The 21,806-nt window shown below is 57.8% G+C and carries 22 protein-coding genes; 14 read left to right on the forward strand and 8 right to left on the reverse strand.

Annotated elements, in window-relative coordinates; all coding sequences use genetic code 11:
* Positions 1 to 136: 136 nt before the first annotated feature.
* From HMPREF9166_RS13065 to HMPREF9166_RS07990, 4 genes are all read right to left on the reverse strand, one after another.
* Positions 137 to 634 (reverse strand): membrane protein, encoded by a 498-nt coding sequence (locus HMPREF9166_RS13065; protein WP_009753488.1) that lies wholly within the window; start codon positions 632 to 634, stop codon positions 137 to 139.
* Positions 635 to 870: 236 nt separating this feature from the next.
* A complete protein-coding gene (gene amrS / locus HMPREF9166_RS07980) occupies positions 871 to 1,701 on the reverse strand; it encodes an AmmeMemoRadiSam system radical SAM enzyme (protein WP_009753489.1) in 831 nt (276 codons plus the stop codon).
* The gene (amrB, locus tag HMPREF9166_RS07985; protein ID WP_009753490.1) at positions 1,698 to 3,080 is read right to left on the reverse strand and encodes an AmmeMemoRadiSam system protein B; all 1,383 of its coding nucleotides are present in this window, start codon (positions 3,078 to 3,080) and stop codon (positions 1,698 to 1,700) included. The genes amrS and amrB overlap by 4 nt, the downstream gene beginning before the upstream one ends.
* 362 nt (positions 3,081 to 3,442) lie before the next feature.
* Positions 3,443 to 4,162: a DUF554 domain-containing protein gene (locus HMPREF9166_RS07990; RefSeq protein WP_009753492.1), complete on the reverse strand. Its 720-nt coding sequence runs from the start codon at positions 4,160 to 4,162 to the stop codon at positions 3,443 to 3,445.
* A gap of 356 nt (positions 4,163 to 4,518) precedes the next feature.
* Between HMPREF9166_RS07990 and HMPREF9166_RS07995 the strand changes: the two genes are divergently transcribed.
* Entirely contained in the window at positions 4,519 to 5,880 is a 1,362-nt protein-coding gene (locus tag HMPREF9166_RS07995; RefSeq protein WP_009753493.1) for a sodium:alanine symporter family protein, read from the forward strand.
* A 114-nt stretch (positions 5,881 to 5,994) separates the two neighbouring features.
* Here the strand turns inward: HMPREF9166_RS07995 and HMPREF9166_RS08000 are convergent, their stop codons facing one another.
* Positions 5,995 to 7,416, reverse strand: coding sequence for a PTS fructose transporter subunit IIC (locus HMPREF9166_RS08000; RefSeq protein ID WP_009753494.1), 1,422 nt, complete (start codon positions 7,414 to 7,416; stop codon positions 5,995 to 5,997).
* Positions 7,416 to 7,871, reverse strand: coding sequence for a PTS sugar transporter subunit IIA (locus HMPREF9166_RS08005; RefSeq protein ID WP_009753495.1), 456 nt, complete (start codon positions 7,869 to 7,871; stop codon positions 7,416 to 7,418). The genes HMPREF9166_RS08000 and HMPREF9166_RS08005 overlap by 1 nt, the downstream gene beginning before the upstream one ends.
* Before the next feature lie 183 nt (positions 7,872 to 8,054).
* Here HMPREF9166_RS08005 and HMPREF9166_RS08010 point away from each other — a divergent pair, with 183 nt between their 5' ends.
* The 11 genes from HMPREF9166_RS08010 (at position 8,055) to HMPREF9166_RS08050 (ending at position 18,895) form a co-directional block, all read left to right on the forward strand.
* Entirely contained in the window at positions 8,055 to 9,947 is a 1,893-nt protein-coding gene (locus HMPREF9166_RS08010) for a BglG family transcription antiterminator (protein WP_009753496.1), read from the forward strand.
* A 129-nt stretch (positions 9,948 to 10,076) separates the two neighbouring features.
* Positions 10,077 to 10,250: a hypothetical protein gene (locus tag HMPREF9166_RS12730; RefSeq protein WP_009753497.1), complete on the forward strand. Its 174-nt coding sequence runs from the start codon at positions 10,077 to 10,079 to the stop codon at positions 10,248 to 10,250.
* Positions 10,247 to 10,864 carry an N-acetylmuramoyl-L-alanine amidase gene (locus tag HMPREF9166_RS08020; RefSeq protein WP_009753498.1) on the forward strand — a complete coding sequence of 206 codons (618 nt, stop codon included), beginning with the start codon at positions 10,247 to 10,249 and terminating at the stop codon, positions 10,862 to 10,864. Before HMPREF9166_RS12730 ends, HMPREF9166_RS08020 begins: the two co-directional genes overlap by 4 nt.
* A gap of 437 nt (positions 10,865 to 11,301) precedes the next feature.
* Positions 11,302 to 11,577: a hypothetical protein gene (locus HMPREF9166_RS08025; RefSeq protein WP_009753499.1), complete on the forward strand. Its 276-nt coding sequence runs from the start codon at positions 11,302 to 11,304 to the stop codon at positions 11,575 to 11,577.
* Between the two features lie 80 nt (positions 11,578 to 11,657).
* Positions 11,658 to 12,245 (forward strand): glycosyl hydrolase, encoded by a 588-nt coding sequence (locus HMPREF9166_RS13070; RefSeq protein WP_009753500.1) that lies wholly within the window; start codon positions 11,658 to 11,660, stop codon positions 12,243 to 12,245.
* A 97-nt stretch (positions 12,246 to 12,342) separates the two neighbouring features.
* Positions 12,343 to 13,017 (forward strand): glycoside hydrolase family 26 protein, encoded by a 675-nt coding sequence (locus HMPREF9166_RS13075; RefSeq protein WP_009753501.1) that lies wholly within the window; start codon positions 12,343 to 12,345, stop codon positions 13,015 to 13,017.
* 270 nt (positions 13,018 to 13,287) lie between these two features.
* Complete coding sequence (locus HMPREF9166_RS13080; protein ID WP_009753502.1) at positions 13,288 to 13,818, forward strand: hypothetical protein; 531 nt, start codon at positions 13,288 to 13,290, stop codon at positions 13,816 to 13,818.
* Between the two features lie 114 nt (positions 13,819 to 13,932).
* Positions 13,933 to 15,243 carry a DUF2075 domain-containing protein gene (locus HMPREF9166_RS08035; RefSeq protein WP_009753503.1) on the forward strand — a complete coding sequence of 437 codons (1,311 nt, stop codon included), beginning with the start codon at positions 13,933 to 13,935 and terminating at the stop codon, positions 15,241 to 15,243.
* Positions 15,244 to 15,440: 197 nt separating this feature from the next.
* Positions 15,441 to 16,757, forward strand: coding sequence for an NCS2 family permease (locus tag HMPREF9166_RS08040; RefSeq protein WP_006690716.1), 1,317 nt, complete (start codon positions 15,441 to 15,443; stop codon positions 16,755 to 16,757).
* Between the two features lie 9 nt (positions 16,758 to 16,766).
* Positions 16,767 to 18,494: an adenine deaminase C-terminal domain-containing protein gene (locus HMPREF9166_RS08045; protein ID WP_009753504.1), complete on the forward strand. Its 1,728-nt coding sequence runs from the start codon at positions 16,767 to 16,769 to the stop codon at positions 18,492 to 18,494.
* Between the two features lie 122 nt (positions 18,495 to 18,616).
* Positions 18,617 to 18,895 (forward strand): hypothetical protein, encoded by a 279-nt coding sequence (locus HMPREF9166_RS08050; RefSeq protein ID WP_050749702.1) that lies wholly within the window; start codon positions 18,617 to 18,619, stop codon positions 18,893 to 18,895.
* A 147-nt stretch (positions 18,896 to 19,042) separates the two neighbouring features.
* Here HMPREF9166_RS08050 and HMPREF9166_RS08055 read toward each other — a convergent pair whose 3' ends face one another.
* Together HMPREF9166_RS08055 and HMPREF9166_RS08060 are read right to left on the reverse strand one after the other, a co-directional pair.
* Positions 19,043 to 19,315, reverse strand: coding sequence for a type II toxin-antitoxin system YafQ family toxin (locus tag HMPREF9166_RS08055; protein ID WP_039981230.1), 273 nt, complete (start codon positions 19,313 to 19,315; stop codon positions 19,043 to 19,045).
* Entirely contained in the window at positions 19,308 to 19,601 is a 294-nt protein-coding gene (locus HMPREF9166_RS08060) for a type II toxin-antitoxin system RelB/DinJ family antitoxin (protein ID WP_009753507.1), read from the reverse strand. The genes HMPREF9166_RS08055 and HMPREF9166_RS08060 overlap by 8 nt, the downstream gene beginning before the upstream one ends.
* Before the next feature lie 199 nt (positions 19,602 to 19,800).
* Here HMPREF9166_RS08060 and HMPREF9166_RS08065 point away from each other — a divergent pair, with 199 nt between their 5' ends.
* Both HMPREF9166_RS08065 and HMPREF9166_RS08070 read left to right on the forward strand, forming a co-directional pair.
* Entirely contained in the window at positions 19,801 to 21,312 is a 1,512-nt protein-coding gene (locus HMPREF9166_RS08065) for a class I SAM-dependent DNA methyltransferase (RefSeq protein ID WP_039981232.1), read from the forward strand.
* Positions 21,302 to 21,806: restriction endonuclease subunit S (locus tag HMPREF9166_RS08070; RefSeq protein WP_009753509.1), on the forward strand; the 505-nt coding region annotated here is incomplete at its 3' end. The genes HMPREF9166_RS08065 and HMPREF9166_RS08070, both read left to right, overlap by 11 nt.

The raw sequence follows: 21,806 nt of genomic DNA on the forward strand, positions 1-21,806 counted from the left end.
CCCTAAAATTTCCTTATCCTGCTGTTATTCGCGCAGAATCAGTGCTTTCCCTGCCATGAAAATGGATAAAATGAAAATCTTTGTCGCATATAAAACTCCGCACACCATGGGGGGGGGGGTACGGGGTTTTGTACATTTACATCCGCGCGGTGATCGCGGCGGTCAGGCCGAAGATGATGCCGGGCGCATTCGCAAAGACGAGCGGCCACTCGGGCTTCTTGCGGAAGAGTCCGTAGATGACCCACAGGGTGCAGTTGACGAATGCGACGGACGGCTGGATCCAGTCGCCCGGATGCCCCGACAGGTTCCCGATGATCTGCGGGATGTAGGACACATACATACAGATCGAGAGCGCGGATGCGACCGAGCCGAGCGTCGACATCTTGTTCTTGGCGACGGTCTCCCCGACGGCAATCGCGTGTTTTCCGACGGTCTCTCCGGCTTCGATGGCGTGCTTTCCAACGGTCTCTCCGACCTTGACGGCATCCGTTCCGACCGTATCTGCGACGGCTTCGGCTGTCTTTCCGACCGTTGCCGCGACCTTGGCGGCGTTCTTTTCAACGGTATCTGCCGCCGCCTGCGCTTTTTTTCCGACGGCCTCTGCGACCGTTTCGGCTTTCTTTTGTTCTTCCATGGCAACCCCCTTTCCCCGTCAGGTGTGTGCAGCACGCGGCTGCGCGATGTGCTTCCCTCGTACGCAGCGCTCTGTTCACTTTAGCACGGCGCGTGAGAAAAAGAAAGGGTTGAACGTCCCGTAAAGTGGGAAGTTCCGTTGGAAATGAATGAGAATTGACCTCGCTTCGGCGTATCGCAGGCTCTTTTTCCTGTCTTGATCACAGGCGTATAAACCTCTGTGCTGCGCAGGCGGTATCAGCAGTTCCCGCGGTGGACATGGCGCAGGTGACGCGCGGCGGCGGCGGTGAGTGCGTCGATGGCCGCGATTGGTGTCGGCGGTGTGTGCAGACGGTGGCGCGGGAAATAGCGGCTGATGTGGAGCGGGAGGTCGGGCGAGAGAGCGGCGAGCCAGCGTGCCTCGGCGTCCATGTCGGCGGGGCTGTCGTTCTCCCCCGGGATGATGAGGGTCGTCACCTCGACGTGGACGCCCGCGCGGACGGCGTGCATGATGGTCCTGCGCACGGTCATGAGGTCGCCGCCGAGCTGTCGGTAGAAGTCTTTGCGCCAGCCCTTGAGGTCGATGTTCATCGCGTCGACGTGCGGGAGGAGGCGTGCGAGCGGCTCCGCACAGATCATGCCGTTCGTGACGAGGACGACCGCGAGCCCCGCCGCGTGGAGGAGCGGCGCACAGTCCATGATGTACTCATAGGAGATGAGCGGCTCATTGTAGGTGAACGCGACGCCGAGATTGCCGTGCGGGGCGGCGCTCAGCTCCTGTGCGAGGGCAGCCAGACGCGCGGGTGGTACGTTCTCTGTCGGTATGGCGGCATCTGCCGCCGCGATGTCCGCATTTTGGCAGAACGGGCAGGCGAGATTGCAGCCATAGCTGCCGACGGAGAGGATCGCGCGGCCGGGGTGGAAGTGATAGAGCGGCTTTTTCTCGATGGGGTCGAGTGCGAGCGCGGTCAGCCGCCCGTAGTTCGTCGGACGGATGAGGCCGCCAACGTTCGTGCGGGCGCGGCAGAAGCCCGTCTCATCCTCCCGCAGGCGGCAGGCGTGGGGACAGAGATCGCAGACCGCCGTCACGCGTGACGCTCCGACGTGAACCGCCAGATGCGGATCTCGGCGTCCTCGGGGATGCCGCCCTTTTTGCGGGCGGCGCGCAGCTGCTCCTCGGCCGTCTCTGTGCCGGGGGCGGCGGGGAGCATGACGCCCTTGCGCCCGCGCGACTCGGCGATGATGCCGTAGGTTTTCGGGTCGAGCGCATCTGCGCCGTCCACGAGTTCCGGCTCGCTGAGCACATCGACCGTGATGTCGAGCGCGTCCAGCTCCTCCTCTGTCACGGGGGCGACGTGAGTGTCGTTTCGTGCGGCGTGCGCGGCATTGCGCGTGATCTCGTCGGCGATGCTCTTTGCCGACGGCTCGAACGTGCCGTACGTCCCGCGCGGCGCACCGTCCCGCGTGAGCGTCACGTAGACTCCCGCGCGCCCCGTCATCTCCTCCGGGAGCTCTGCGGGCACGGGCGGCAGTTTCCCCGTGCGGACGATCGTCTCCACGGCGCGGCGGGCGAGCCGCACGTAGTCGTCCTCTGCCGCGCGGCGTTCCTCGCGGGCGCGCCGCTCCAGCATTTCATACCGCTCCACGAAGCTGCGGCGCGGATCTTCGCGCATCACCTTGAACGATACGAGCCCGTAGCCGATGCCTGTTGTCCCCTGATAGGAGAGCTTTTTGATCTTCAGTGCGCGCGCGTCGAGCACGCCTGCCAGCATCCACAGCCCGCGCAGGGCGCACTCCGCCGCCGGCTGATAGATCGCGGGATCCATGCGCAGGAGTTTTAGAAAGTCGCCCTCCTCCAGATACTTCATGCACGCCTTGTCAAACCGCGGCCCCTCGGGCGCAAAGCCGCGCGGCGCGTCGGGCGTCAGACGGTGGGAGAGGTCACCGCTCGCGAAAAAGACCGCCCGCCGTCCGAGCTCCTCCGCCACGCGGGCGATGCACCGGCCGAACACGTAGTGCTCCTTGGGCGAGAGCCCCGAGATCCCGACGCGCACGAGACGAAAGTCCGTCGTGTGTGTCTCAAGGAAGGAGAGCGGCACCATCACCCCGTGATCGAGCGCGGCACCCCGTCCGCCGACGCCGCCCGCCGCGATCCCCTCGGCGGATGCCGCTTTTGCGAGCTCCTTGGCAAAGGGCTCATCGTAGTCCGCCATGACGCGCAGATCGGGCGCGCCGAACGCGGCGAAGTCCCCCGACGCCATCTCGCCCGGCGCGATGTGGAAGTAGTCTGCGTACATCACCGTGTGCGGGCTCACGACGATCACCGTCTCGGGCGCGAGCTCTGCCGCCTCCTTCATCGCGCGTTCATAAGCGTTAAGTGTCAGTTGGAGCTTTCGCTCCTCGCCCTGCCCGACCTCCGGCAGGAGGAGCGGCGGGTGCGGTACGGCGTATGCGGCAACGATGGACATGGAAAGACCTCCTCTTTGGTATATTATTATATGGATTCGACGCGCGGGGCGAAAGCCCTGCATTTTTCATTTATCCGATGCGTGCAGCACGGTATGCTGGGAGGGGTGAAGGAAGCACGAAGAGATAAAAAACCGCGATGCTTTGGAGGCGGACGGGACATGGTGTATAAGCATCTCTCTCGCCTCAATATAGGGATGAGGTGCGCTGGAAAGAGGAGTACGTGCGGCGGCGCAGAAGGTGCGATAAAAGGGCCTTATCACTTCGATTGGAATTGTCGGATCGGAGTGATTCGACCGATGTGTCGACATATGTATGAAAACAGCCTCCTGTATCGATCATGATGCAGAAGGCTGTTTTTCACTCACCCCATCCCCCAGAGAGCGGCGATGACGAGGGCGGGGAGGAAGTTCGCGACGCGGATGTTCGGCAGGCCGAGGAGGTTCGTCCCGATGGCAAAGATGAGGATGTTGCCGACGCAGCTGAGCCCGGCGAGGGCGCTGTCCGTCATGTAGGGAGCGAGCAGTCCCGCGAGGGAAAAGATCGCGCCCTGAAAGAGCCCGACGGAGACGGAGGAGAAGATGCAGCCCTTGCCGAGGGTCGCCGTGAGAAGCATGATGATGACGCCGTCGAGGACGCTCTTTGTAAAGAGGACGGACGGGTCACCGAGCAGGCGGTCGTTGATCGAGCCGATGACCGCCATGGCGCCGATGCAGACCGTGAGCGAGGCGGTGACGAAGCCGTCGATAAACCGCGTATCGCCCGCGCTGCCCGAGACGCGCTTCAGCCACGCGCCGAACGCGGTCATGCGCGCCTCGATGTTCAGCAGCTCGCCGACGAGACCGCCGACGATGAGGCTCGTGATCATCATGTAGATGCCGCCGAGCCCGAGCTGCCCGTCCGCATTGGCACTGAGCATCGTGCGCAGCGTGCCGCCGAGCCCGAGGAACATCACGGCGAGTGCACAGGCACGCATCAGCGTCTCCTGCACGCGTTCCGCGATAAAGCGGCCGCAGCCGAGCCCCAGGACGCCGCCGAGCGCGATGGCGGCGACGTTGGCGATGATTCCGATACCGGGGAGCATCGTCCCACCCCTTTTCCCATTTCGTGATGGTATATTCTACTCCATTTCACGGTGGATGTAAAATGAAGATATGTGGTGTGACGATCCGTATCAATGACGGAGGGGGGGCAGCGCCTCATCTGGCCGATCCCCCGAAGGGGGGCACGCCCCCTTCGGCTCGCTGCGCTCGCCACTTCCCCGTAGATGGGGAAGCTATTATGCCGTTACTCCCCGAAGCCTCCCCCGTATGACGGGGGAGGGGGACCGCTTGCGGTGGTGGGGGCACACTGATTCCTGTATACATACAGATTCCATAGACATTTAGCGCTTTATCATGGTAAAATGTGCGCATATTTTTATTTTCGGAGGGATCTTGTATGGAATCGTTTCTTCCCGTACTGAATGCGGTGGACTCCTTCCTCTGGGGGGCGCCGCTCATCGTCCTGCTCGTGGGGACGGGAATCATGCTGACGCTGCGTCTCTCGCTGCTCCAGGTGCGCCGCCTGCCGCGTGCGCTCGCGCTCATCCTCAAGGCAAAGAACCGCGGAGAGGGCGATGTATCGAGCTTTAAGGCACTCTGCGTCGCGCTCGCCGCGACCATCGGCACGGGCAATATCGTCGGTGTCGCGACGGCGGTCAAGGTCGGCGGCCCGGGGGCGATCTTCTGGATGTGGATGGCGGCGTTCTTCGGCATGGCGACAAAGTACGCGGAGGGGCTGCTCGCCGTGAAGTACCGTACGACGGATGAGCGCGGCGAGATTGCAGGCGGCCCGATGTACTACATCCGTCACGGCATGGGGGAGAAATATCGCCCGCTCGCAGGATTTTTTGCGTGTGCGGCGGTGCTCGTCGCATTCTTCGGCATCGGGACATTTCCGCAGGTCAACGCCATTGTGGACTCGGCAGAGCTGTCCTTCGGCGTGCCGCGTCTCGTGACGGATATCGCCCTCACGGTGCTGATCGCGGCGATCACCATCGGCGGCCTTCGGAGCATCGCCGAGGTCGCCGCGCGCATCATTCCCTTTATGGCGGTTCTCTACGTGGTGATCAGCGTCGGCATCATCGCGATGCACATCGACGGCATCCCCGCGGCGATCGGCCTGATCCTCGACGGGGCATTCACCGGCACGGCGGCAGCGGGCGGCTTTGCAGGCTCCACGATCATGATGGCGATGCAGAACGGTATCGCGCGTGGCGTCTTCTCCAATGAGTCCGGACTCGGCTCCGCGCCGATTGCTGCGGCGGCGGCAAAGACGAAGGAGCCCGCCGAGCAGGGGCTGATCTCCATGACGGGCACCTTCATCGACACGATCATCATCTGCACCATGACGGGGCTCGTCCTCGTCCTCACGGGCGCATGGCAGAGTGATACGGCGGGCGCGGCAATGACGGGCGCGGCATTCACGGGCGCGTACGGGCACATCGGCGGCGCACTGCTCACCATCTCGCTCGCTCTCTTCGCCTTTACGACCATCCTCGGGTGGAACTACTACGGCGAGCGCGCCATCCTCTACCTCGCGGGCGTGCGTGCGATTCTGCCGTACCGCCTCGTCTTTATCGCGCTCATCGCCTGCGGTGCCTTCCTAAAACTCGAGGCGATCTGGGTGCTCGCCGACATCGTGAACGGGCTCATGGCAATCCCGAACCTCATCGCGCTCATCGCGCTTTCGGGCATTGTCGTCCACGAGACGCGCCGCTATTTCGAGAAACTCGAGCGCGGGCGGCGGTTTATGAAGTAGGAAAATAGAGGGATCGCTGATAAGATGCAGTCGGTGTTTCTATGAGTAATGGAAAAAGCACCTCTGTACGAAGGAGATAACTTCGTTCAGAGGTGCTTTTGTGTGGTGCAGGAATTATTCCTTTGTCGCGTCAAGTTTTGGCTTTGTAAAGAAGAGAATTAGGACGATGATGGCTGCGCCAAGCAGCATATCGAGCACATACCAGAGCTTCCCGTCCACGACGCCTGTGATGGCGACGACGCCGCCGAACGCGACGATGGAGGTGATGCCGTGGAGCATTCCAATCGCGCCTGCAATGGAGGTGCCGATGGCGCATGCGATCCATGTACGGCGGAAGTCCTTGCCCGCGAAGGGGATAGCACCCTCCGTGATGCCTGCCGACGAGAGGAAAAGGGCGGAGATGCCGAGCTGACGATCTGCCGCATCATAGCGGTTGCGCAGGACAAAGGAGGCAAGTCCCATCCCGAGCGGGGGAATGGCGCAGCACATACGGAATACACCGTTTGGTCCGAGGATCCCCTCTGCCATTAGTGCGAGGGTAAATGCTGTTGCCGCCTTGCTGCACGCACCGCCAAAATCTGCTGCTGCGAGGAGCCCGATGCCGATGCCGAGGGCGAATGCGCCAGCACCATTCAGCTGATACATGACGTGGATCATGAACTGAACGAATGCATTCAGTGGGACGGTTAGCAGGTAAATATAGAAGATACCTAGTACGAATGTCGTTACCAGAGGGATGATGAAGGTCGGCATCATGGGCTGCAGCACCTCGGGGACGGCGATTTTCTTCATCCAACGGACGAAGTAGCCGACGAGGAAGCCGAGGAAGAGCGCCCCGAGAAAGCCTGTAGCAATATGGGACTCGCCCATAGGGGTGTTGGCGGCGTGGCCGAGGATAAAGCCAGGAGCGATTGCCGCCTTACTGCCGATGGCATAAGCGATGTAGGCGCAGAGCACGGGCACCATCATGGCAAATCCTGCCATGCCGAGATCGTATACATTCTGCCAGAACTGATTGCTCGGAATGATGCGGCCGTCCTCCACCGTGCCTGTGATGAGGGTAAAGGAGAACATCATACCACCGGCGATGATGACCGGCAGGAAGTAGGAGATACCTGTGTTGAAATAGCGGAACAGCTCGGTGCCGAGGCTGGTTTTTTCCTCCGGGGCAGGACTCGCCGCGCGGGTACCCGAGGTATGCGCCTCCTGCGGTGCGCTTGCCGCGACGCTTTCTGCGCGGTCGATCAGTGCGGCGGTCTGCTTGATCGCCTCCGTGGGGCTGACCTCGATCACACGGCCCGCCGCGCGTTTCGCGTCAAACCGATCGGCCATCTCGACACTGACGGCGACGGCGAGGATGACGACATCGGCAGCATCGACTTCCTCTTGGGAGAGCTCGTTGTCGATGCCCATGCCGCCCTGCGTCTCGATCTTGCAGTCGATGCCGCGTTTCTTACACTCCTGCTCAAGTGCTTCCTGCGCCATATAGGTGTGCGCAATGCCTGCGGTGCAGGCAGAAATACCGACGATTTTCATTAGAATGCCCCCTCAATTTCCTGCAGCAGCGCGTATATGTCCTTCGTGGAGTTGGCTGTGGAGAGCTGCGCACGGAACTCATCGTGAATCAGCTTCTTGCTGAGTGCAGCAAGGATCTTCAGGTGCAGATTGTTATCTGCCGTACTGCCGACCTTTGGCACGCCGATGAGGAAGACCATGCGGGCATCCTCGCCCTCCTCTGTCCCCCAGCGTACCGGTGTCTTGAGTCGCGCAAAGGCGACAAACGGTGTACTGACCCCCTCTGATTTCGCGTGCGGCATGGCAACGCCATCGATCGTGTAAGTCGCGAACGATGCTTCCCGTTCCAGCACGTCACGCTCATACTGGTCAGCGTCCCGGACGGCACTGTTTTCCCGATGCGTAAGGTGGTGAATGACCTCGTTTTTGGAGGAGAAGGAGTCCTCCAAAAAAACAATTTGATTTTCATGAAACATAGAAACGCCTCCTTTTTTGCCTTTCGTTGGTCAGTATATCAGAATACGTGCAAACCTCCAGTTCGAAAAATTCCGTAAAGGGTTCGGAAGTCGTGCACCTTCTCCTGAGGAAACAGAGCGGGTACTTTCGAATGGAGGGAAAATGCGCTATAATTTACAAAAAGTGACGGAGGAGGAACCTGCATGAATCGATGGCTGCAGCTGATGCTGCTTATGCCAGAGGATGAATTCATTACCTACAAGGCACTCTCGGAGGAGCTGGGGATCTCCGTCCGCACGGTGTATGATGACATCATACGGCTGAATGAAATGATGCTGGAGCATGGAGCGCAGCTCGTTGCGCGTACACATCATGGAGTGACGCTCGACGTGCACGATCGCGCGCGCTTCCTTCACTTTCTGGATGCGCTCGGCAGCGGCGATACGATCCTCGGCGATACGTCGGAAGTCCGCATCGGGAAAATCATTCGAACGCTCTTCGACAGTTCTGCTCCGTGCAAGAGTGATAATCTCTGCGAGGCACTCCACATCAGCCGCTCCACGCTGAAGAAGGATCTGCGCGGCGTGCGCGCATTGCTCGGTATGTATGATCTGAGTCTCGTCCATCAGCCCTACGCAGGGCTCTCGATCAGAGGGGCGGAGAAGGATATCCGCCGCTGTCTGGTACGGATGAAGCGGAGGATCCTTGCGGGAGATGGCGGCATTCTGCATCAGGAAGTTCAGCAAACAGGCCGCGTTTTGCAGGAAATATTCAAGCAATATGACTGCCGTATGGCGGCATACTCCTTTCAGGATTTTGTTCTGCATATCGATGTGTCGATCGAACGCATGCGACAGGGGCACGAGATAAGGGATGAGGATCTTCCGTCACTGCCCGCTGCACCGCAGGATGAGGCGCTGTCGCGGGCGGTTGTCGTTGCTATGGAGACACAGTATCGGATGCGGTTCTCTGCGGGTGAGTGTCGCTATATTTTGCTCCTGCTGATGAGCAGGAAGGTGCTCTCGTGGAAACAGGCATCGACGGCGGCAGCAGATGTCTATGCGGTAGTCATGGAGATGCTCGCCGCCGTACAGCGTACGTTCTGTTATGATTTTTCGCATGATTTCGAGCTGATTGCCAGCCTTTCAACCCACTTGATCCCGCTGCGTACACGTCTCCTGTGTGGGATGCAGCAGGAGAATCCCGTCGGCAGGGAGATTCGCGAGGGTGGGCCGCTGGCGTATGAGATGGCAAATGTGGCGTGCGGCATCCTGCGCAGTGCATATGGCTGTGAGGCCTCTGCCGATGAGACCGGCTATATCGCGCTGTATTTTCATGTCGCCCTTGAGCGCATGCGTGCACAGCGCAGAAAACGCGTCCTCATCGTCTGCGGTGCGGGAAAAGGAGCGGCAATGCTGCTCGCCCACACCATCGAAGAGAACTACGGAAAATATCTCGAGGTGATTGGCACCTATGAAGCGGCGGATTTCTCCGATACTGATCTTCAGGCGGCGGACTATATCCTCTCGACAATTCCGCTTCGTGAGGCGCTGCCTGTCCCTGTCATAGAGCTGGGCGATGTCCTGCCGTGGCAGGCGGGCGGTGACCTTCGTGCACACCTGATGCACGATCGTCAGGAGGCAATGCTTGCGTACTTTGCGGAGCAGCTCTTTCTCCCGCAGGTGAGTGCAGCGACGCGGGAGGATGCCCTGCGGAAGATATGCGCTGCGGCAGAGGCGGTAGAAGAGCTGCCACAGGATTTTTATGATGCAGTCATGGAGCGGGAGAATATTGGCGGGACAGCACTCGGCAACCTCGTGGCGACGCCGCATCCTGCGTGCCCCATGGGGGGGCGCAGCTTTGTCGTTGTCGCTGTATTGAATCAGCCGATCCTGTGGGGGGAGGAGGATGCGCAGATCCTCTTTCTCGTCTCCATGAAGGACGGCGGCGACCGAGACCTTCCTCAATTTTACAAGATGATCGGCCGCTTTCTTACCAATAGGACGCTGGTGCGGCGATTGATTAAACGCCCGACCTTTGACGAACTGCGCACCATATTTTCCACTCTTGCAGACGAGGTATGTCAGATGGACTGATGTGCTGGTTCTGGTGATTTTGCCGGTAAATTATGATATAATTGCCTTAGATAACTCACTCTCCTTTTCTCGTTTCACAGCAACTACTCTCGATAGAGGTACATGTGAGACAGGAAAGGAGAATTTTTTATGCGAAACTATTTGCCGCGTGTGGACTGGATGGTCGGGACGGGGCTGGTCGTCGTTGCGATTCTCTCCGTGTTCTATGGGAGCGCGGAGCTGACGAGCAATATCGCCTCGGGGCTGATCGGCTTTCTCGGGCGTACGGTCATGATGCGCGGGGAAAAGGAGGGGACGCGATGAGTGCAGTGCTTCCTGCGTCTGCCATGCGGCGCGTGACTTGCCGTGAACTGCGCCTCCTCGGGGCGGCGTATCGTCTGCCGCTCGCCTATGCCGCCGCGCGCTGTGCACGCGAGACGAAGCTCTACCTGCACTGGACGGCGGGGCACTACGGGCAGTTCTTCGCGGACTACCATGTGCAGGTCGATGCGGACGGCGGCATCTACGTCATCGGGGACGGTGCACTCGATGCGCTGCACGCCGCGACCTATCGGCGCAACAGCGGGAGCGTCAGCATCGCCCTCCTCGGCTGCGTCGGAGCGACGACGGAGGATCTCGGCGCAGAGCCGCCGACCGCCGCGCAGATCGAGGGACTGGCGATGGCGGTGACGGCACTCGCCGACGGCCTCTGGCTCACGATCGACATCGAACGCATCATGACCCACGGCGAGGCGGCGGACAACGCGGACGGCGTCTGTGCCCACGCGCCCTACGGGCCGCGCACGACATGCGAGCGCTGGGACCTCGAGTACCTCGGGACAGCGGAGAGCCCCGTCTTCGACCCGTGGGCGGAGGACGGCACGCGCGGCGGCGACGTGATTCGAGGAAAGGCACAGTGGTATCGTCAGCACAAATAGACCGTCCTGCCAAGGCTGGGAGGACGCTCATATACGATCACGGTACCCCACAAATTCCGATCCATAAAAATAACCGTCAGTCATATAATGCATTCAGCAAATATGACCGGCGGTCATTTTATTGGGGAAATCAAGGGATGGTCATGGAACAAACAAAACGCAGGCATTCCTTCCTCGTCATACTGAGCACAGTTATGGCGTTCGCCTTGCTCTCAACGGACATCTGCCCGCCTCTCTGCTCGCCCCCTTTTTGCCCGCGGACGACGCGATAAGCTGACGCGGGATTCTCCCGTCATTTTATGCAGTCATAAAAATTAGCAGTAAGTCCTAACAGAACTTAAATTCATTTTATATCCATTTCCCATATGCGCATCGTATTCTATCCACAGAGACCGTGATAGGTTGACGGCAGCACCGTCTGAAAGGATGTGTTTCACATGATGACAACAAAGATGATGAAGCGGACTGCAATCGCCGCGATTGTCGGCGCCATGAGCTACGGTGCCGCAGGCGTGGCCGAGGTATCCGCGCACGCGCTCAGCGTGCCGGCAGAGCGTGCGTCGTACACGAGCTTTGACGGACGTAATGATGTTCAGCAGCTCGCATGGGGCGGACGGCGCAAGAGCGGCAGCAAGCGCTACTCGCAGGGCAGCATGACTACGGCCGCCATCGTAGGCGCTGTCGTTGGCGCGATCATTGCGAAGAATACCTGATATTCGGAGATCATAGGGCACCCACTCCTACGGGGGCGGGTGTTTTTTTGTGCTATAATATCTGCAAAGGAGGAAATCGAATGATATATTCCACTTTTGCCGGGGCAATGCGCACATGTGCCCTGATCGGGGCACTGCTCGGTCTTATGCCGTTCTCTGCCGCCGCACATCCCGTGGACGATCCGGCGGATCCTGTCTACCGGGCGCGGACGGTTCTGCCCGACGCGGCAAAGGCGCGCCGCGACGCACCGGCACTCGAGACGCTCTGCGCCGCTGCTCCGCGTACGGTGCATCTCGTCGATGCGGCGGCGACGGCGGAGACGCGCCGGCTCTATGCGTATCTTACAGCGCTCGGGCGCCTGCAGTACACGATCTACGGACATCAGAATGACGCGCATCATAAATTTTTTCGCATCGACAGCGGTACGAACTCCGATACGAAGGACATGACGGGCGCACTCGCAGGGATCGTCGGGCTCGACGCACTCTCGCTGACGGGCGAGGAGCTGGAGCTGACCGATGCGGAGCGCGCAGCGGGCATGAGCTGCGCGGACAAACTCGAGCGGATCGCGGCGGAGGCGTCGAACGAGGGCGCGATCCTGACGCTCTCCATGCACATCCCCAACCTCGCGCGCGGCAAAGCGTCCGCAGGCGGCTGGCGGCTATGACTTTTCGGGCTATTCGCCGGACGATCTCTCGGGGCATGTTCTGCACTGCGCCGTTCCGGGCGGCGATCTGCACCCGGTCTATACGGCCTACCTCGATATGGTCGCGGATTTTCTGCTGCGCATGCAGAGGCGCGGCATCCCCGTACTCTTTCGCCCGCTCCATGAGCACAACGGAGACTGGTTCTGGTGGGGCATAAAGGGGACGGACGGCGCGGACTATACTGCGCTCTGGCAGTACACGGTCCACTATCTGCGCGATGTGCGCGGCGTGCACAATGCGCTCTACGTCTATGCGCCGAACGCGCCGTTCTCATCGGCGGAGGACTATCTCGACCGCTATCCGGGCGATGCGTATGTGGACGTATTCGGCTTTGACTTCTACGACGATGACGACGATACGCCCGCCTTTTTGAAGCGGCTTGAGCATGCGGCGGCGCTGGTTGTGTCCGCGGCGGATGCACATGGCAAACTTCCCGCGCTCACCGAGGTCGGCGTTCATAAAAACGGCGGCGGGCTCGCGCTCACGGGCAATGACGATCCGCATTGGACGAGTGCGGCGGCAGCCGTCGCGCGGCGTCATCATATCCCGTATCTCATGACGTGGGCGAACTTTGAGCAGGAGGAGAAGAACTTCTACCAGCCCTTCATGGTCAGCGATACGCGCGGGCATGAACTCGTCGACGGATTCATCGACTACTATAATGAGGAGACCTCGCTCTTCGCCGACGGTCTCGGAGACTGGCGGGGATTGCCTTTGCCTGTGCAGGATTAAAGATTGGGGGCTGGGAGAAATCGCTGGATATCTCGGCCGCACGCACTCCCCCATAGACCTTCCTTGCGATAGAAATGATACCTTACCTTTCGTTCTCTTTCTGCAGGTAAAATCCCTACGCCAAGCGGCTGCTTTTCGCAAAAAGCGAACAAGGACGGGCATCTGTGTGCTATACTGAGCAAAATGAGTTCGTATCAATTTTGGGAGGGATTGTTGTGCCCTCGGCATTGTTGGGGGAATGTGTCTTTATATTTGCGATAGGGAGATATAATGGGAAGAGCATATTATTCGGGTTCAATTTCTTCTTTTTTGATGGCAGAAGAAGATCATATCCTCGGGCAGTTGATGATCGAGGATTCGTTTCGGACCGAGGATATTCAAAAGAACGCATGGCGTGCGGAGATCCAGATTTTAAAGGAGCAGCTTGCCTCCTTTCCGGACGGAGAGATCGCCTTTGAATTCACGATTCCGCGCATGGGACACCGTGTGGATGCCGTGCTCATCATCCAGGGAATTATTTTCCTGCTGGAGTTCAAGGTCGGGGATGATACGTATGCAAAATCAACAAAAGATCAAGTGATGGATTATGCTCTTGACCTCAAGTATTTTCATGAGGCGAGTCGGGACCGCACAATCGTGCCGATTATTGTGCCGACGGAGGCGGCCGATCAGGCGAATACACTGGCTCTGATGGAAGATGGAATTGCACAGGTGCTCTGCTGCAATCGGCATAACATCGGGGGCGTGCTTCGGCAGGTCCTGTCGCAGATGCATGCTGCTCCTCTACCCATGGATGCGTAGCTGGATGCGCGCTATGCGCCGACACCGACCATCATTGAGGCGGCACAGGCACTCTACCGCGCGCATTCGGTTCGTGATATATCGCACAACGATGCGGGGGCAGAAAATCTGACTGTGACGACGGCAGCGATCAACCAGATCATAGATGAATGCAAGGTACGCCACAAAAAGGCGATCTGTTTTATCACAGGCGTTCCTGGGGCGGGAAAGACACTTGCGGGGCTTAATATTGCCAATGCGCGTCATCAATTCAATGAGGATGAACATGCCGTATTTCTCTCGGGGAATGGCCCTCTCGTTGCGGTCTTGCAGGAGGCATTGGCACGTGATCGGGCAGCGACGCACAATGTGACCAAAGAGCAGGCACGACGAGAAACGAAGTCCTTTATCCAGGTGATTCATAAATTCCGTGATGAGGCGTTGTCCTCATTGCGCCCGCCCATCGAGAAAGTTGCCATTTTTGACGAGGCGCAGCGTGCATGGGATGCTGATGCACTGATGAAATTTATGAAGCGGAAAAAGGGCGTGGCGGATTTTCACCAATCGGAGCCGGAGTTTTTCATCAGCATCATGGACCGGCATGCAGACTGGGCGGTGATCGTCTGTCTCATCGGCGGCGGGCAGGAGATCAATACGGGGGAGGCCGGCATAGCGGAATGGCTGCATGCGCTGCGTGAACAATATCCGGACTGGGAGATCCATCTATCGGATCGGATGACAGACAGTGAGTATGTGGGGAGCAGTGATATTCAGCGGATGCTGGGGGATCGGGCGTATCGAGTTGTCTCGTCCCTGCATCTGGGCGTATCGCTGCGTTCCTTTCGGAGTGAGCGGCTTGCAGATTTCGTTAAGGCACTGCTCGATGAGGATGTAGCTGCGGCACGAGAGCTCTATGCTGCGCTTTATTTGAACTATCCCATCGTTTTGACGCGAGATCTTGCGCGTGCAAAGGCGTGGGTGCGCAGCAAGGTGCGCGGGACGGAGCGAGCTGGGGTGCTTGCGAGTTCAAAGGCGAAGCGTTTGAGAAGTGTTGGCATTTGGGTGAATGTGCAGCGGGATCCTGTTGCATGGTTCTTGAATGATCCAGCGAATGCAGATGCTTCTTGTTTCCTTGAGGTTCCCGCTACGGAGTTTGAGGTGCAGGGGCTCGAGATCGACTATGGGCTCCTTGCGTGGGACGCAGATCTCCGCTATTGTGATGGTGGATTCGATTATTTTGACTGCCGCGGAGCCCGCTGGATGCACGTCAATAAGGAACAAGGGCAACGTTATCAGAAGAACGCCTATCGCGTCCTCCTTACCCGGGCCCGGCAAGGGCTCGTCATCTTCGTTCCTGAGGGGGACATGGATGATGAAACGCGCAGGCCGGAATACTATGATGGTACGTATGAATACTTGAAGTCGCTGGGACTGCGAGAGATTTAAGAGGGGCCATTTCGCCGCAATGTTCTCCGGCGCCTGTTCGGTGCTGGATGCGTGCCATAATCCTCCTCATATTGAGAAGGACGCGGGATTTTAGAGACGCAGGAAATATTTTCGTCTTTATTATTGGAAAAGTTTGATAACGGGTTTATAATAAAGCGTCTTCAATTTTTTATGATTGCCTTTGGGAGGCGTGTCCAATGAATTCATTCTTTGAGCGGCAGTTTCGGCTGCAGGAGAATCACACAACGGCGACAACGGAGGTCATCGCAGGGCTCACGACATTTGCAACGATGGGCTATGTGCTCGCCGTTGTGCCGCATATGATGGGGGAGGCAGGCGTTCCGACGGGAGCGATGCTCACGGGCATGGTGCTTATGATCTTCGCTGCGACGATGGCGATGGGGCTGTATACGAACCGTCCCTTTGCCCTCGCGCCCGGCATGGGCAGTGTCGCGATTTTTTCGATTACGATGGTGCAGCTGCAGAATGTACCGATTGGTGTGGCGAGTGCGATCGTTTTTCTGAGCGGATTGCTTTTTATCATCGTGACAGTGCTTGGCATACGCAAGGCTATTGTCATGACAATCCCGCGCGGCATCAAGATCTCGATCGGTGCGGGTGTGGGCATCTTCCTCGCCGTGATCGGCATGCGCAATGCAAAGCTGCTCGCAGCAAATGCGAAGAAGGTCGCGCTCTCGTTCGGCGATCTCACACAGCCGGTTGTCCTCCTCGCGGCGATCACGTTCATCATCCTGCTGGTTCTCTCTGCACGTAAGGTGCGCGGTGGAGCTCTCATCAGTATTCTCGCGGGAACGGTGATCGGTATCCCCATGGGCGTCACCAAGCTCCCCGAGAGCATCTTCCGTATCCCGGACAGCATCGCCCCCATTTTCTTCAACTTTGACCTTGGTGGTGCGCTCAATCTCGCGTATCTGCCGTTCCTCTTTGCGTTCTTCCTGCCGGATTTCTTCTCGAGCTTCGGCACGGCGATCGGCATTGGGGGCAAGGCAGGTTTCCTCGACAAAAATGGCGATCTGCCGGGGCTTGACAAGGTCTTTCACGTGGACTCCATCGCCGCGACGATCGGCTCGCTCTTTACGATCCCCGTGCTCATCACCTATCTCGAGTCCGGCGCGGGGGTCGAGGCGGGCGGCCGCACGGGACTGACGGCGTGCACGACGGCCCTCGCATTCCTCCTCATCCTCGCGGTGACGCCGCTCGCACTGATGATTCCTGCAGCGGCGACGGCACCTGTTCTCATCTATGTCGGCGTCAGCATGATGGCGGGAATGCGCAATCTTGACTATACGGATATCGCCGAGTATATCCCTGCATTTCTCTGCGTTGCGTTCACCGCGTTCACGTTCAACATCGCGAACGGCATCTCCGTCGCCTTTATCTCGTTCGTCATTATCAAGCTTGCCATGGGGCGCACGGCGGAGCTGCACAAGGGACACTATCTGCTTGCCCTCCTGCTCGCGTATTATTTCTACGCCATTGCAGGGGTAAAATAGGAGTATGGTATGGATATTGACGTCCTTCTGACTGATGGAAAGATATACAACAGCTATCTCAAAAAATTCATCTCGGGCAATATTGCCGTCAGCGGCGATCGCTTCGTCTATGTCGGCATGGACGAACTGCCGCTCACACCGCAGTGCACGGTCGATCTCGCGGGGCAGTACGTCATCCCCGGGCTGATCGACTGCCATATGCACATTGAAAGTACGATGTGTGCGCCGCGTACGTTTATGAACGGCGCGGTACGAAGCGGTGTGACGACGCTTATCGCGGAGCCGCATGAGATCGCAAATGTATTCGGTCTCGCAGGCATCCGCGCGCTGATGCAGAGTGCGCAGGACGGCCCCTGCGACGTCCGCATCGCCATCCCCTCGTCCGTTCCGTCGACGAACGACGCGCTCGAGACGGCAGGTGCCGCGATCGAGAACGATGATGTCGAGGCGCTCATGCACATGGATCAGGTGGTCTGCCTCGGCGAGGTGATGAACTGCCGCGAGGTCATTGCAGACGCGCACTCCAAGACGAATCGTCTGATCCGCCAGATTCAGCACGGCCGGCCGGATTTCTCCATCGAGGGGCACTGCCCGCGTTTTGTCGGATGGGAGCTGGCGCAGCTCCTCTATCGCGGCATCCGTTCCGATCATACGGATCAGTCGCTCGAGGGGCTCGCACAGCGCGCCGCAAATGGAATGTTCATCCAGCTGCAGGAAAAGACACTGAAGAAAGAGTTCCTCGACTACCTCATGGAGAACCGTCTGTCGGGGCGGTTTGCCCTCGTCACGGACGACACGATGCCCGATGACTTCATGCAGCGCGGACAGCTCGATCATCTCGTGCGACGCAGCATAGCACTCGGTCTTTCTCCCGAGGAGGCAATCTACGCCGCGACCTATGCACCCGCTCAGCATATGGGACTGCGGGATAAGGGCGCGATTGCCCCCGGCCGCATCGCCGACTTCGTCGTGCTCTCGGATCTGCGGGCGTTCGCGGTGGCACAGGTCTGGCGTGCAGGGCGGCAGGTCTATGTACGCGGGGCGGAGCAGGAGGAGGCGCCGCGGGACACATCATTTCCTCCGCATTTTTATCGGAGCGTCCACCTTGCGCCGCGCACAGCAGAGGACTTCGTCCTGCGTGCGCCGATCGCGGAGGGGGCGGTGCTCTGCCGCATCCTCGAGGTGCAGGAACATACGACCTTCGTTGCGGAGGGGCGGGCAGAGCTGCCCGTGCGCGGCGGCGTGATCGACTGGGAGAGCAGCCCCTACAACCTTGCCTGTGTCTTTGAGCGGTACGGCAAAAATGGCGGCTGCGGCATGGCGCTCGTCGGAGGGACAGCGCTCACGCGCGGCGCGGCGGCGACCACCTATGCGCACGACAGCCACAACCTGCTCGTCCTCGGACAGACCGCGGCGGATATGCAGGCGGCGGCGAACGCCGTCATTGAGGCACAGGGCGGGTTTGCTGTGGTGCGGGGCGGCAGTGTGCAGGCCTTTGCGCCGCTGCCGATTGCGGGCATCCTCTCTGACCGCCCGCTCCCCGTCCTCGGAGAGCAGATCGCCGGCGTCCGCCGCGCTCTCACGGAAAACGGCTATCGGCATGATAATGCCATCATGTCCTTTGCGACACTCGCACTCCCCGTCAGCCCCGATATCAAGCTGACGGACAAAGGCGTCGTCGATGTGCGGCCGGGCGAGATCGTGCCGCTGATCGTAGAGCTGCGGACAGCAGAGTGAATATGATTTCACCGACAAAAAGGGACGACGGAGCGAGTATTCTCGCTCTGCCGTCCCTTTGACGTACACACGGCGTCCTCTCCGTGAGTGCGGAGCACGTCCTCCTTATGGAGATGCGGAAGATGGGCGGAAAATGGCCGCGCTTTGATCGGGCCATGGCAGACTACGATGTCGTCGCCTACATGGCGGACAACGCGGGCTGCCTCCCGTGCGGGACGAAGGTTATGAACCGCGCCGCGCGGAATGCCGCCATCGACGCTGTGCAGGAGGAGTTCGGCACACAGTACATCGTCTTCCCGAACCCCGCCTACGGTTCCCGGGTCAGTGCCCTCGCAAAGGACTACATGACCATGAGCCCCGAGGCGCGCGAGGAGTTCTATGCAAAGACACTGACGGAGTAATAGCATACAATGAAAAGAGCCCGTCTCTGCTTTCCTGTTGCACAGGGGAGCAGGGGCGGGCTCTCATATATTCCGTGATGAAAACGTGTCATGCACAGGCACATCAGCACAAAACACCAAAAGAAAAAACCGACTGCAAAGAATCGGCTAGAAAAGATCCGCATGAGAGCCTGTGCGGGAGGCAGTCAGGATCAGTTTCCCTTTGTCGACAGCATATATGAGCAGCCAGTCTGGTGAGATATGACACTCTCGAAAACCAATATAGTCGCCCACGAGGGCATGATCCCGATACTTTTCGGGCAACGATTTTTCAGCACAGAGTATTTGCAGGGCATCATCGAGTTTTCGGATATCTGCCCCGCGTTTTCGCTGCCGTTTTAAGTACTTGCGGAACTGTGCGGTAGTGACGAGCTCAAGCATCAGCATCCTCCGCATCCAGATCATCCATCAGGGCAGATAGTGACGGATAGCGCTTCGCCTCGACTTTTCCGCTCATGATATCGCGTGCCTCCTGCATCGCAAGGAGAGTCTCCTTGTTGTAGCGGGGCTGCTTGGGTTGGAAGGGGAAGCCGCCCTCCATGATGGATGCATGAAGAAAGATGTTAATTGCATCGGTTACAGAGATGCCAAAACTGGAAAAAACATGCTCGGCCTGCGCCTTGATCGTTGGTTCAATGCGCATATTGATCGTTGCAGTCTTAGACAAGGTACCAACCTCCTTTTCCTGATTGTAACGCAAAAGTGAAGTAAGTGCAACACAATGCTTCTTTTCAGCAGCCGATATTTATGATTTTGTCGGTGTGCAAGGCGTCCGAGGGAGCGGCTCTAAAAACAAAGACGTATCTTTTGATTTCTTTGAGATATGTTATAATAGGGACGCAAGGGACATAGAGGAGGAAAAGGCGATGGCAAAGTCAAAAACAAGCAGCGCAAAGATTGGCTTCGAGAAACAGATATGGGATGCCGCAGTTAAGCTGTGGGGACATATATCAGCAGCAGAATATCGAAAAGTGATCGTAGGGTTGATCTTTCTGCGCTACATATCCAGTGTATTTGAGAAACGTTATGCTGAACTTGTGGCAGAAGGTGATGGATTTGAGGATGATCCCGACGCCTACGAGGCAGAGAATATCTTTTTTGTGCCCGAAAATGCACGGTGGAAACTCATCGCCTCCAAGGCGCATACGCCTGAGATCGGTACGGTGATCGATGAAGCGATGCGCGCCATCGAGGCGGATAACAAGACGCTGAAGAACGTATTGCCAAAGAACTATGCAAGTCCCGACCTCGACAAGCGCGTTCTCGGAGAGGTCGTTGATCTCTTTACCAATATGGATATGGAGAGCGCGGAGAATACAAAGGATCTCCTCGGACGTACCTATGAATACTGCATCGCACAGTTTGCTGCATATGAAGGCAAAAAGGGCGGCGAGTTCTATACGCCCGCGAGTATCGTCAAGACGATCGTTGCTGTCCTGCGTCCCTTCTCAAATTGCCGCGTATATGATCCTTGCTGTGGGAGTGGCGGAATGTTCGTACAGAGTGCGAAATTTATCGAGGTGCACGGTGGGCGGCGTGGAGCTGTCACAGTATTCGGGCAGGAGTCTAATCCCGACACATGGAAGATGGCAAAAATGAACCTCGCGATTCGCGGAATTGACGCGAATCTGGGAGAATATCAGGCGGACACGTTTTTTAATGACCTATATGCAAATCTCAAGGCTGACTTTATTATGGCAAATCCGCCATTCAACAAGGATGATTGGGGGCAGCCGCAGCTCAAAGAAGATGCCCGATGGAAATATGGCGTTCCTCCTGCGGGCAATGCCAACTATGCGTGGATTCAGCACATGATCTCACATCTGAAACCGAATGGGAAGATCGGTCTCGTGCTGGCGAACGGTGCACTCTCCACGCAAACCGGCGGCGAAGGTGAGATTCGCCGTAAGATCATTGAGGCGGATCTGGTGGAGGGGATCATTGCGCTCCCGGACAAACTCTTTTACAGTGTGACGATTCCTGTGACGCTGTGGTTCATTACACGTAATAAACAACAAAAGGGAAAGACCCTCTTTATTGATGCGCGCAAGATGGGGGCGATGGTTGATCGAAAGCATCGTGACTTCAGCGATGAGGACATTGATAAAATCGCTGACACTTTTGTGGCATTTCAGAATGGGAGGCTCGACGATGTGAAGGGGTTCTGTGCCTTCGCATCACTTGATGATATTGCCGCGCAGGACTATGTATTGACACCTGGACGCTATGTTGGCATCGAGGAGCAGGAGGACGACGACGAGCCATTTGAAGATAAGATGAAGCGGCTCACAGGCGAGCTCTCGGAACTCTTTGCCAAGTCGCATGAACTCGAGGAAAAGATCCGCAAGAATCTGGGGGCGATTGGGTATGAAATATAATCTGGCTGATATTATGGATATTATAGGTGGAGGAACTCCAAAGACGAATGTTGAAGAGTATTGGGATGGGGAGATTCCGTGGCTGTCGGTAAAAGATTTTAATAATGACAATCGTTATGTGTATAGAGCAGAAAAAACTATTACAAAACTTGGTCTAGAAAATAGTTCTACAAAACTGCTCCGCTATGACGATATAATTATTTCAGCTCGAGGAACTGTGGGCGAAGTTGCTATGATCCCATATCCGATGGCGTTTAATCAGTCTTGTTATGGGCTGCGCGCAAAAGATGAAATTGTTGATAGTACATACCTTTACTATTTAATACGATATAATATCCGTGAACTTCGAAGAAAAAGTCACGGTTCAGTTTTTGATACAATTACAAGAGATACATTTACCAATATTGAGATTGATCTGCCCAATATGACAATACAACGAAAAGTTGCTATCATATTGAAAGAAATAGACGATAAAATTGAGTGTAATCATGCAA

Origin of the sequence: Selenomonas sp. oral taxon 149 str. 67H29BP (assembly GCF_000146365.1) — a bacterium.
Classification (GTDB): Bacteria; Bacillota; Negativicutes; order Selenomonadales; family Selenomonadaceae; genus Centipeda; species Centipeda felix.